Raw genomic sequence first — 11,978 nt, forward strand, 5'->3', positions numbered from 1 at the left:
TATTATTCGCAAATAAGTCTACCATACCTACTGCAAATTTTGATGACAAATTTACAGCGTAAATTGGTGTATATAGCGCAAATTCAAGCGATTCATGGCGGTTTGATAACCTTAATCCATGATAGTCTCAGTCCATGATAGTCTTAATCAATGACATTAACTATCAAGACTGTCTCTCCAAACCAAGTGCCACGGACAAGCTGCTTGGGTAGCCAAATTCAGCTCACGGGCATCTGCCAGCCAAACACTGGTATTCGGCAATAATAAAGCGAATCGTGACGGTGTTTGAGATGCCGTGAGCACCTTTTCTTCGTCGTCATTCATGATGACCACTTTGGCAAATTGTCGCTCCCAGCTAGGAATATCAAATCGTTGACAAAGTTTTTTAAACGATTGGTGAAAAGATTGTGACAATAATTGAAAAGACTCATTGGGCAACACGGCTCTGCTAGCAAGCGCCAATTCTAGAGATAGCCCCACAGATAATCCCACATCAGCAGCCAAATTGGCTAATACCTTGTTATCTGACTTGCCATAAATCGCCTTCACATAATCGGCATCAAGACGGTATAACGTATCGCGGTATTTTCTAATTTCAATCCCCTGCCACTGCAAAATCGCTTGCTGGTCTGTTTGCGCTGATTGTAGTAACTGCTCAATTTGTACAATCAATTGCCGAGTGGGGGCAAATTTTTGTGAGCCTTTGACCCAATGATGCAATAGGTTAAAGCGTCTTGCTTGGCTCAATGCTTTTAGATTGTAGATATGCAAACATTGCTGATGACTTGTCCAGCCATTTGACCACTGGCATAGCGCCAAATCTTGTTGATACTGCTCCTCGACTATACGCTGCGCTTCAGTCAGGTTTTGCTGGGTGCGGGTGATATTTTGCACTACTTTATGAAAGCGCTCATCAAGGAGTGGCAAAATCTGATTACGTAAAAAAGCGCGCTGATTAGCTACGCCAAAATTGGTAGGATCATCGACATGAGGGATATGTTGCGCCGCTACAAAGTCGCTAATCTCATCACGCGTTACCCCGAGCAACGGACGCCATAACCAAATGGGTGTGCCAAATTCGTGTTGCACCGCAAACGCTGTCATACCTGTCAGCCCTGCCAACCCTGTGCCTTGGCATAGGTTCATCAACAAGGTTTCCACCTGATCGTTAGCGTGATGCGCCAAGGCAACAATAGCGTTTTCGCCTGCAATCTGTATGATGGCACGATAGCGGGCGGTTCTGGCTTGCTGTTCATTGACTTGTTGTTCTTGGCTGATTGTGCTATCGGCTCCATAAACTTGCTGCGATTGCCAATCGATACAAACGCTGTCATAGTCGATGTGGTGCTTGTGGCAATAGCCTTCTACCAGTTGTTGCCAGTCATCACTGATTTTTTGCAATTTATGGTTGATATGAATCACATGAATCGGTAGTTGTAGCTGCTGACAGGCGAACAGTAATGCCATCGAGTCTCGCCCGCCACTGCACGCAATATAAATTCTAGTGGCAGCCTTGGGGTGCGGGTTGATATGGGTTTGATAACTTTGTTTAATCGCTTCAATGACAGGTGACATAGGGACAGATGGCATAGGGATAGACGACATAGTGCTCAAGCTCATGCGGCGAGAGAAAAACAGTGAGATAAAATAATGGGCGCCTCAATAAACGCCCATGGATCATTAAAATAGGTTAAATCACTGACAATTAAGCAGAGGCTTTTGGTAAGGACAGCGTAGAATTAAAGCTCATCAATTTTTCATAGCGTTGTTGCAGACGCGTTTGCTCATCCAGCTTTATAAGCAACGCTAGCTGTTGCTCAAGCGTGGCTTTAAGGTTGGTCATAGCGACATCACTGTTGATATGCGCGCCCTCGCCTTCCCCAATGACTTCATCAATCAAGCCAAGAGATTTTAAATTTGCTGCACTGAGTTTCAGCGCCTCACTGGCTTGGGGCGCTTTTTCAGCCGTTTTCCACAAAATCGATGCACAACCTTCAGGCGAAATCACCGAATAAATGCTGTTTTCTAGCATATTGATACGATCAGCGACGCCAATCGCCAGTGCACCGCCTGACCCCCCTTCACCAATTACCGTGGCAATCACAGGGACGTTCAATGATGAAAATACCGCAATACTTTGGGCAATCGCTTGCGCTTGACCACGCTCTTCTGCACCCACGCCAGGATATGCGCCTTGGGTATCGATAAAGGTCAGCACCGGCAATTTAAACCGTTCTGCCATTTGCACCAGTCTAACTACTTTGCGGTAGCCTTCTGGGTTCGCCATACCAAAATTGTATTCAATACGCTCACGGGTGCTGCGACCGCGATGTTGACCAATCAGCATGACAGGCTGGTCGTTAAACATCGCCATGCCCCCCAAAATCGCTTTGTCATCGGCATACGCGCGATCCCCTTGCAGCACATCAAATTCCGTGAACAGCTGGTTGGCATAATCCAAAAATAATGGTCGTTTTGCATGACGTGCAAGCTGTACTTTTTCCCAGACACTCATTGTCGTTATTCCCTTGTTTTATTGCGACTGTTGTCATCTTAATATCGTATGACAGACCTAAGCTCTTAATTTAAAATTTAAAAATTTGCTTAGCTATTTACTTAGCTGTTTATCTAACTATTTACTTACCCAATAGCTGGCTCATAAGTGGCAACGGATAAGCTCATGCCCCACTTTTGCCAAATATCAATTTCATCTTGCAAATCTGATAGCACAAGACTTGCGTTATCATCGGCTAAATTTACCGAAACTTCCCAAGTATGGTTATCTTTAGCCGCTAGCTGAATCGGTAGCGTATCATGTTTGCTACGGCTGTGATGCACCAGTACCGCTAGGCGTAAAATCAGGGTTAAATACACCAGATTGTCACCGCCGACCATTTTGACTTCATCATAACTATCAGGTTTTAATTTACGGCGATGATGCATCACTAGCTGCGACAAGCGTGTTTTATCGACTTGTGAGAACCCATCAATATCCGAATTTTCCAGCAAATAGGCACTGTGCCTGTGATAGCTACTATGGCTGATGGCAAGACCAATTTCATATAAATAGGCACCACGGCGAAGTAAATCCGCGTCTTCTTCATCAAGCCCCAAGCGGTTTTTCACTTGGTCAAACAGCTGCTGCGCGGTACCTACCACACGTTTTGCTTGTTTTCTATCCACCGAATAACGCGTCATCAAGGCTTGTACACTGCGATCGCGCACATCTTCACTGGCAAAACGCCCGAGCATATCGTACATGACGCCTTCGCGCAGCGCACCATCTGAATAAGAAATCGTATCAATGCCCAAAACATTCATCGCCGCCAACAGCACCGCGACACCAGCCGGCAACACTGCTTTACGGGTGTCTTTAATGTCGGCAAAATCAATATTGTCGATATGTTTTGCTTTAATCAGTAATTTTTGGATTTCTTTGACACCGCTGTAGGTCACACGAGCATTTTCATCGGCAAGTCCAAGTTGCACCAAAATTTGATTGACCGCTTTAATCGTACCACTTGAGCCCGTGACACTGTCCCAGCCCGTTTTTTGGTACAAGCGGCTAATACCAAGCACTTCTTTTCTCGCCGCAGCAATCGCTTTTTCAAATGCTTTTTCGGTGATAGCGCCATCAGTAAAATAGGATTTGGTAAAGGCAACACAGCCCATCTGTAGGCTTTCGGTCAAAATCGGGTCAAAGCCTTTACCAATAATAAACTCCGTCGAACCACCCCCAATATCAATCACCAAACGTTTATCGGTACTGGCATTGGTATGAGAAACTCCCAAATAAATTAAACGGGCCTCTTCTCGCCCAGCAATGACTTCCAAGGGTTTGGGTAAAATTAAATTGGCTTGTCGAATAAATTCATCCGCATTCTTGGCTTGGCGCAGGGCATTGGTAGCCACAATCCGTAACCGCTGTGGTGAGACAGCGTCTAGTCGTCCAACAAAACGGGTCAAACAATCCAGCCCGCGTTTTTGTGCCTCAAGCGACAAATAGTTGTTTTCATCAAGTCCAGCGGCAAGCTGCACTTTTTCTGACATTGATGCTAATTTTCGTACTTCCCCATGGTCCAACCGCGCGATGGCTAGATGAAAGCTATTTGAGCCAATATCAATGGCGGCCATAAGTTCGTTGTTAGCAAGTAAGTCAGGCATATTTCACTTAATGTTGGTTAAAGTCAATAATTCGATTAAACACCATTTTACGCATTTTCACCCTTGAGTAAAAGCCATTTTATTGCAACTGCAACTTTTGCCTCCCGCGATACCTGTCCATTGATGAAAAAAATTGACTTTAATATTTTCTAAAAAATTCTATCGTTACAATCATTTAGATACGATTAGTTAGATACCATTAATGTTTCTTATCATAACTATCAAAACAATTAACCATAGCCATACCCTGTTTTGGGGTTGTGTTATGCTAAGATGACCCTATCATAATAATCACTATAAATTAATTTGCCGTTGGGTGTCTGTTTAATAGATTTCATTATCCTATCATTGTTTCTATCACTGTTTGATTGTATCCAATATTAAGATTTTTTTATTAGGCAAAAACAAGCACTGGGCAAAAACAAGCGTTTGGGTCATTACTTAACCGTAATCCAAAACCTAACAGTTAACAACATCAACACGTAGGAGTTACTATGTCTTCAGTTATTCATGCCGATGAAGGTACTTTTGAAAAAGCAGTATTACAATCAGATACCCCAGTATTGGTTGATTTTTGGGCAACTTGGTGTGGTCCATGTAAAGCCATCGCCCCTGTATTAGACGAGCTTTCCTCAGAATTTGAGGGTAAAGCGCGAATCGTTAAAATCGACGTTGACCAAAATCCAAACCTAGCCGCACAATATGGTATCCGTAGTATCCCTACCTTATTTATGTTCAAAAACGGTGAAAAAGTGGATGCCACTATGGGCATGCAACCAAAAGCCCAATTGACTGCCCTTATCAACAAACACTTATAATCGCTAGGGTAAGAATCACTAGCGTAGGTTAAATTGAATTTTTATATTGGTAACGGTATATTTTTTTGATAATTACCAGTGAGATTCGCCGCGATTTTGATACTTGTGAGTAAAAAAATCGCGGTTTTTTATGCCCATACATTGACAAATGAATATGTCAAGTCGTATAGTGTGTCTCACAAAATAACTATCTTATCGATATGCTTAACGTTACGTTAGCAGGCATTTACTATTATTTGGTTTAGTAGTTGGTATTGTCTGTTTGCAACGCTCAGTTAATCATTTCAAACGTTTCTATTTTTTTCTCTTTATATTCTCTTCACACCCTACTGTCTTAAAACGATGCAGCGCCTTTGCTCGACTCACGTTTTGAGGTGGTTCAAAATTAGTTATTGATGATTTACCTATGAATTTGACTGAACTCAAAAAAAAATCGATTGCTGAATTGTTGTTGATTAGCGAGCAAATGGGTCTAGAAAACATGGCCCGTAGTCGCAAACAAGATATCATTTTTGCTATTTTAAAAACCCATGCCCGAAACGGTGAAGCTATCTATGGGGATGGCGTGCTTGAGATTTTGCCCGATGGCTTTGGTTTTTTACGATCGTCGGAAGGCTCTTATCTAGCAGGCCCCGATGATATCTATGTGAGTCCGAGCCAAATTCGCCGTTTCAATCTCAAGACGGGTGACTCTATCGCTGGGACGATTCGCCCACCCAAGGATTCTGAACGTTATTTTGCCCTATTAAAAGTCAACGAAATCAACTTCGACACCCCAGACCGCTCTCGCCACAAACTGATTTTTGAAAATTTAACCCCTCTTTTTCCTACCCAGCAGCTTCGCTTAGAACTTGGTAACGGTACCACAGAAGACCTAACCGGCCGTATCATTGACTTGATTGCCCCGATTGGTAAAGGACAACGCTCGATTATCGTCGCTCCACCAAAAGCAGGTAAAACTGTACTGCTACAATCTATCGCGCAATCCATCACCAAAAATAACCCAGAATGTTATCTCATCGTGCTGCTCATTGACGAGCGTCCTGAAGAAGTGACCGAAATGCAGCGTACGGTGCGTGGTGAAGTGGTCGCATCGACGTTTGATGAGCCGCCAACCCGCCACGTGCAAGTCGCCGAAATGGTGATTGAAAAAGCCAAACGCTTGGTTGAGCACAAACAAGACGTGGTGATTTTACTTGACTCCATCACACGCCTTGCCCGCGCTTACAATACTGTATTGCCTTCATCGGGTAAGGTATTGACTGGTGGGGTGGATGCCAATGCCTTAGAACGCCCAAAACGCTTTTTTGGTGCCGCGCGTAATGTCGAAGAAGGCGGTAGCTTGACCATTATTTCAACCGCTTTGATTGACACAGGCAGTACCATGGATAAGGTAATTTATGAGGAGTTTAAGGGGACAGGTAACCAAGAAATTACCCTTGAGCGAGACATTGCCGAAAAACGGGTATTCCCTGCCATCAATATCAAAAAATCGGGCACTCGCCGCGAAGAGCGTTTGATGGATGAGGCGATGCTACGCAAAGTATGGATTCTGCGCAAACTGCTACACCCCATGGATGAACTACAAGCCACTGAGTTTTTGCTAGAAAAACTTAAAGACTCAAAAACCAATGATGAATTCTTTGAGCAAATGACGCGTAAAGATAAATCTTAATTGTGTTAACTCCTAATCGTTTTAATTAGCTGACTTATAAAAATAAAAAAGCTCAACCTGGTGTTGAGCTTTTTGTTGGTGTCTTTTTTATTGGCGTCCTTTGGGCTTAAATCGCACCGCTACTTAAATTGCACCACTAAAAGTATCGCATTGGTTGATATCACCCGATTTTAAACCGCGTGAAAACCACGTCATACGTTGTTGACTGGTACCATGAGTAAAGCTATCAGGGACAGCGGCACGACCACTGGCTTGGGCCAAACGGTCATCACCGATTTGCTGCGCCGCATTAATCGCTTCTTCAATATCGCCTTGCTCTAAGAATTGAACACGTTGTTGGTTACGGTTTGCCCAAACACCCGCAAAACAGTCCGCTTGTAGTTCTTGTCGCACTGATAAGTTGTTGGCTTGTGCTTCAGTGGCACGGCGACTGGCTTCATCTACTTTTTGGCTAATACCTAACTGATTTTGTACATGGTGACCCACCTCGTGAGCAATCACATAAGCTTGTGCAAAGTCACCTGCTTTACCTTGGTTTTGTGCATCACCTGAGCCATTTTGGTCACCTGTGATACCCAATTTTTGGCGCATTTCTTGGAAAAAACTGGTATCAAGATAGATGCGTTGGTCAGCAGGACAATAAAAAGGCCCTGTCGCTGAAGAAGCGTTACCACAACCCGAACGTACCATACCATTAAATAATACTAATTTAGGCTGTTGGTATTGCATATTGTTTTCACTAAAAATTTGACTCCACACTTCTTCCGTGTCTTTTAACACCACTGAGGCGAATTTTTGGTCGCGGTCGGCCGTTTGCTGGTCAAGGGTTTGTTGCCCGCTACTATTTCCACCGGTGATTGCAGAACCTGTTTGCATGGCAGTCATGGGATTCATACCAAACACTAGCCACAAAATCAACCCAATGATAATACTACCAATACCGCCGCCCACAGCTTTACCGCCGCTGACCAATACATTTGAACTACCGCCACGATCTTCCCACTTCATACCACTACCTCCTCAAATCTCGTCTTGCTTTTATATATCGTATGGTTATTTTGGCATTGTAGCATTTTGTCTAAAAATTACTGTGTGAAATCGTAGTTTTATACAGATTTTTGAAAATAAACCCTAATAATATGCAACTAATGTAACTTATCTACCCATCAAAGCTTTAGAAATCTCATTAAGATTAAGCAATTATCACCATAAAAAATTATTTTTTAACTATATCCAATAGACCGCTAAAACAAAAAAATTTTGTAAATTTACAAAAATAAAGATATCTTTGCCATATTTTTATGCGTATAATACGTCATTTTCCGCGAAAAGCTAAAAAAGATATCTTTTTCGTGCGATATCAATAAATCTAAAAAGTTGTATTTGTGATTGCGGTGTTATTTTGTTACAACCTTTTATCAGATTTATTATATTTTTTTATGCGAAAGTTATTCTATCTTGACTAAGTTTCCGCTACAATATTGCCAGTTTCATGTCCCGTGTGTCTTTAATTCTAAATAAACTCTTTATTTAGAGTATCGTCGAGTGAATACGGGGTTATTTTCTTTAGGAGAACACGTAATGAACGTTAAATTAATCGCTGTATCAAGTTTAGTTGCTGCATCTTTAGCTATGACTGCATGTAGCAAAAAAGAAGAAGCTGCACCAGCTGCTGCCTCTACCACTGCTTCAACTACTGTTGCTTCATCAACAACTACTACTACCACTGTTGAAGCTTCTGCACCTGCAGTAACTGCATCTGCTGCAACTGTTAACGCTTCTACTGTTGTTGTAGACACTGCATCATCTGCTGCTGCACCAGCTTCTGCTGTTGCTGACGCTGCCAACCAAGTTGCTGACGCTGCCGCTTCTGCTGCTGCAACCGTTGCTGACGCTTCTGCATCTGCTGCAAAATAATCAGTTTTTTAAACTGAACAAAAAGGAAACCCGAGCGGTTTCCTTTTTTTATGGTTAAAGATTTTGTATGGCACAAAATTTTTCACATTATTTTTTAACATCATCTAGACACTAAAAGAGTGGGTCAATTGCCCACTTTTTCAGCTACCTTGCTTTGTTAGCCAGCTGATTTTTTAACTAATTAATTTTTTAGCTAAGTGACTTTTTAGTTAATTCACTTTATTGCTTAACAGGGGTAGCCGGCATAAACTGCGCTTGGTTGACATCCGTGCCATTGGCTTGATGCTGGGTTTTTAATGATTTTGCTACTTCTGGCGGCATATAATTCTCATCATGCTTTGCTAGTACCTCGCTTGCTACAAAGGTATTGCCTTCAAGCGAACCTGTGGCTACCACGCCCGAACCTTCGGCGAATAAATCTGGCAAGATGCCTTTATAAGATACCGGTACGGTGGATTTAAAATCGGTGATTTTAAATTTGACATTGAGCGGGTCTGTGCTATCTCGCTCGACACTACCACGCACGACCATGCCCCCTGCTCGGATACGGGTATCTTCAGGTGCCTTGCCTTGACTAATGGCTGTGGGGTCAAAATAATAGTCGGTTTGTTGTCCTACCGCATAAATTACAAGGACGACAGCAATGATTGCGCCAAATAAGGTTGCCATCACCCACATTAATTTTTTTTGTCGTACTTTATTCATCGCTTTTTTTCATCTCACTTTTGATGAACCACACCCTACGGGGCTACTTGTCTATTATAACACCGATTAGGCCGATAGATACTATTATCCCCTGCCCTTAGCTGTACGCTGATGACGCTGTTGTTGGCGCGCCTGCTGGGTAGTGATATCTCGGTAGGTCGCTTTACGCTGACTACGACTAAAAAAGACAAGCGCGACAATGCCTAGTAAAGTCAGTAGCCAAGTTGACCACACATAGCTACCATGCCCACCCATGGCGATAAACTCGGCAACATTATGAAAATACGGGCTCATTGGTGACCTCAGATTTGGATTTAGGTTTAGATAATCGATTAAAGCCATAGAATTAAAGCTATCGCCAGTTAAATGGCGACAACTTTAGCTAGGATAAGCTTAGCAATAATACTTTAACGATATAGCCGTTTGCATTCATCAATCACCCACTGCTTGCTACTTTCGCGTTGCAAAATCAAAGTGTTGGTACGATAGATGGTAAGCGCAGCCACCAAAAAATAACTGCCTAACATCATCAGCAACAACGGCATATACATATCAGGCGGCATTTTTGGACGCTCAGTTACGGTAAATGTCGAGCCTTGGTGTAGGGTGTTCCACCAGTTGACAGAATATTTGATAATCGGCAAATTAACCGCACCGACAATCGATAAAATCGCCGCCGCTTTACCACGACTGGCGGTATGCTCAAATGCGGCAAATAGTGCCATCACGCCTGCGTACAAAAACGCCAAAATCAACATGGAAGTCAGACGCGCATCCCATACCCAGTATGTGCCCCAGGTAGGTTTTGCCCAGATAGAGCCTGTAAGTAGACTTAACACACAAAGAATAAAGCCAATCGGCGCAATCGCTTGGGCAACCAAATTGGCGGTTTTAATTTTCCAGACCAAAAAAATCACCCCCAAAATTGCCATACCCAAATAAATTGACATGGCCAGACTGGCAGTGGGGACATGGATAAAGATAATACGGTAGCTATTGCCTTGCAAATAGTCGGGTGGCGCAAACGCTAATCCCCAAACGGCACCCACCGCTAATAGCAGCGCAGCAATGACAGCTAAATATCTCACGCAAGGGGCAAAAATACGATAAAACTCTTTGGTTCCAACAGTTTTAAGAAATCCTTGCCAAAGGCGAGAAAAAAAGCCATTTTTGCCAACGTTTGGGGTAATTTCTGCCATGGAATGCGCCTTGCTTTTTTTTCTAAAATGAATGTAAGCCATCAACAATAAGATATTTGTTCGCTTATTTTACTGGTATTTGGGGATTTTTTCATCTAAAAATCATCAGCTTAACCAAGCCAGTTTTAATGAAAATGCAATCACAAAAGGCGTGACGATGACTGCCAAAATACTGCCCGCCAGTAATAGTGCTAAAATCGGATAACCGTTCAGCCCCATGGCAAATTGCCCCACTGCCCCCGTAGCAAAAATCAGCACAGGGAGCTGCATCGGTAACGAAATCAATGGCACCAACACCGCGCCGTTTTTTAGCGATAATGTCAAGCTACTGGCAATCGCTGATAAGCACAACAAAATCGGACTGCCCACCAAAATAGAAGCACTCAGGGCAATGGCTGCTTGGCTGGTCAAGCCAAAAAGCGGCATCGCTAAAAATGCGAGCAGACACACCATACCCGCACTGGTTAGCCAATGCACGATGAGCCGTACTAGTACCCAAGTGGGAATCGAGGCACGAGCGACAACCAATTGCGCCAGTGTACCGTTATCGAGGGCTGGGCGAAATAAGTTTTCCATACCCATAATCAGCGACAATAACGCTGCAATCCATACCGCAGGCACGCCCAGTTGCTGCAGTAATTTTGGCTCGGTGCCCATCGCCAGTGGAAATAAGGTGATGATAATTAAAAACAACACTAACGGATATAACCACTGCACTTTATTTTGCTGCTTTATTTGCCATTCACGTTGCCACAGGGCAGAAAAATCAATCATTGCAGTTGCCCCTAAACCATATACAAAGTTAAATCTAATTGCTTGTTGGCGACGGCGACAGTTTGGTGGCTGGTCATGAGCACTGCCCCGCCGCGCTGAACGAATGCCTGCATCAAGTGTTCAATTTTGGCAATCATATTGACATCAAGCGCGGTCAGCGGCTCATCAAGTAGCCAGCAAGGAAATTGTGCTACATACTCCAGCGCAAACAGCAAGCGTGCCAGACCCACGCGGCGCGTCTGCCCTGCCGAGAGTTGATAGCAGTTGATTTTCTCATAACCTGCTAACCCAACCCAATCGAGTGCTTGCTCAAGGGCATCTGCGCTTGGTTTGATGCCATACAAGGCTAACAAAAATCGCAAATTTTGCTCAACGGTGAGTTGCAAATGAATACCCAATTGGTGCGCCACATAAAATGGCTGCACAGGTAGTCCTGCCTTGCCCTGCCAGCTGATATCACCGGTCAAAACAGGAATCAACCCTGCAAGCTGCATCAAAAATGTGGTTTTGCCGGTGCCATTTTTACCCACCAAATGACAAATATCGCCACGGTTTAGCACCAAATTCACCGCTTCACACAGCGGAAATTCGCCACGTTGTATGGTGACATTTTGACAGTTTAGCAGCGAACTGGTCGCCGAGATAGGCATAGTAGTGGGCATTGGATTTGGCATAGCATTGGTTAAAATTTGCAAGTCATTAAATAGATAACAGATTAAATTGATA

12 protein-coding genes are annotated in these 11,978 nt (G+C 43.5%); 3 read left to right on the forward strand and 9 right to left on the reverse strand.

What is annotated here, in order from left to right:
* Window positions 1–156 precede the first annotated feature (156 nt).
* The 3 genes from tilS to RT422_RS07505 all read right to left on the reverse strand — a co-directional run bounded on the left by tilS (window position 157) and on the right by RT422_RS07505 (window position 4,164).
* Window positions 157–1,605: a tRNA lysidine(34) synthetase TilS gene (tilS, locus tag RT422_RS07495; RefSeq protein ID WP_313421844.1), complete on the reverse strand. Its 1,449-nt coding sequence runs from the start codon at window positions 1,603–1,605 to the stop codon at window positions 157–159.
* A 100-nt stretch (window positions 1,606–1,705) separates the two neighbouring features.
* Complete coding sequence (locus tag RT422_RS07500; RefSeq protein WP_096489378.1) at window positions 1,706–2,515, reverse strand: acetyl-CoA carboxylase carboxyltransferase subunit alpha; 810 nt, start codon at window positions 2,513–2,515, stop codon at window positions 1,706–1,708.
* A gap of 125 nt (window positions 2,516–2,640) precedes the next feature.
* Window positions 2,641–4,164: a Ppx/GppA phosphatase family protein gene (locus RT422_RS07505; protein WP_239743272.1), complete on the reverse strand. Its 1,524-nt coding sequence runs from the start codon at window positions 4,162–4,164 to the stop codon at window positions 2,641–2,643.
* A gap of 494 nt (window positions 4,165–4,658) precedes the next feature.
* On the opposite strand from RT422_RS07505, the gene trxA reads away from it, so the two are divergent.
* Window positions 4,659–4,982 carry a thioredoxin gene (gene trxA, locus RT422_RS07510; RefSeq protein ID WP_007117153.1) on the forward strand — a complete coding sequence of 108 codons (324 nt, stop codon included), beginning with the start codon at window positions 4,659–4,661 and terminating at the stop codon, window positions 4,980–4,982.
* 406 nt (window positions 4,983–5,388) lie between these two features.
* On the forward strand, window positions 5,389–6,657 hold the full coding sequence (rho, locus tag RT422_RS07515) for a transcription termination factor Rho (RefSeq protein ID WP_060994528.1): 1,269 nt from the start codon (window positions 5,389–5,391) through the stop codon (window positions 6,655–6,657).
* A 123-nt stretch (window positions 6,658–6,780) separates the two neighbouring features.
* On the opposite strand, the gene RT422_RS07520 is transcribed toward rho, so the two are convergent.
* Entirely contained in the window at window positions 6,781–7,665 is an 885-nt protein-coding gene (locus tag RT422_RS07520; RefSeq protein ID WP_313421845.1) for a neutral zinc metallopeptidase, read from the reverse strand.
* Between the two features lie 573 nt (window positions 7,666–8,238).
* Here RT422_RS07520 and RT422_RS07525 point away from each other — a divergent pair.
* Complete coding sequence (locus tag RT422_RS07525; RefSeq protein WP_313421846.1) at window positions 8,239–8,574, forward strand: hypothetical protein; 336 nt, start codon at window positions 8,239–8,241, stop codon at window positions 8,572–8,574.
* Between the two features lie 219 nt (window positions 8,575–8,793).
* Here the strand turns inward: RT422_RS07525 and ccmE are convergent, their stop codons facing one another.
* The 5 genes from ccmE to ccmA form a co-directional block, all read right to left on the reverse strand.
* Window positions 8,794–9,279, reverse strand: a complete 486-nt coding sequence (gene ccmE, locus RT422_RS07530) for a cytochrome c maturation protein CcmE (RefSeq protein ID WP_040404183.1) — start codon at window positions 9,277–9,279, stop codon at window positions 8,794–8,796.
* Window positions 9,280–9,363: 84 nt separating this feature from the next.
* Window positions 9,364–9,573: a heme exporter protein CcmD gene (gene ccmD / locus RT422_RS07535; protein ID WP_007117159.1), complete on the reverse strand. Its 210-nt coding sequence runs from the start codon at window positions 9,571–9,573 to the stop codon at window positions 9,364–9,366.
* 113 nt (window positions 9,574–9,686) lie between these two features.
* Window positions 9,687–10,478, reverse strand: a complete 792-nt coding sequence (gene ccmC / locus RT422_RS07540; protein WP_313421847.1) for a heme ABC transporter permease CcmC — start codon at window positions 10,476–10,478, stop codon at window positions 9,687–9,689.
* A gap of 105 nt (window positions 10,479–10,583) precedes the next feature.
* Entirely contained in the window at window positions 10,584–11,252 is a 669-nt protein-coding gene (locus RT422_RS07545) for a heme exporter protein CcmB (RefSeq protein ID WP_007117161.1), read from the reverse strand.
* 11 nt (window positions 11,253–11,263) lie between these two features.
* A complete protein-coding gene (ccmA, locus tag RT422_RS07550; RefSeq protein ID WP_313421848.1) occupies window positions 11,264–11,926 on the reverse strand; it encodes a heme ABC exporter ATP-binding protein CcmA in 663 nt (220 codons plus the stop codon).
* Window positions 11,927–11,978 lie beyond the last annotated feature (52 nt).

This window comes from Moraxella sp. CTOTU49803, from assembly GCF_032097965.1.
Taxonomy (GTDB): Bacteria; Pseudomonadota; Gammaproteobacteria; order Pseudomonadales; family Moraxellaceae; genus Faucicola; species Faucicola tetraodonis.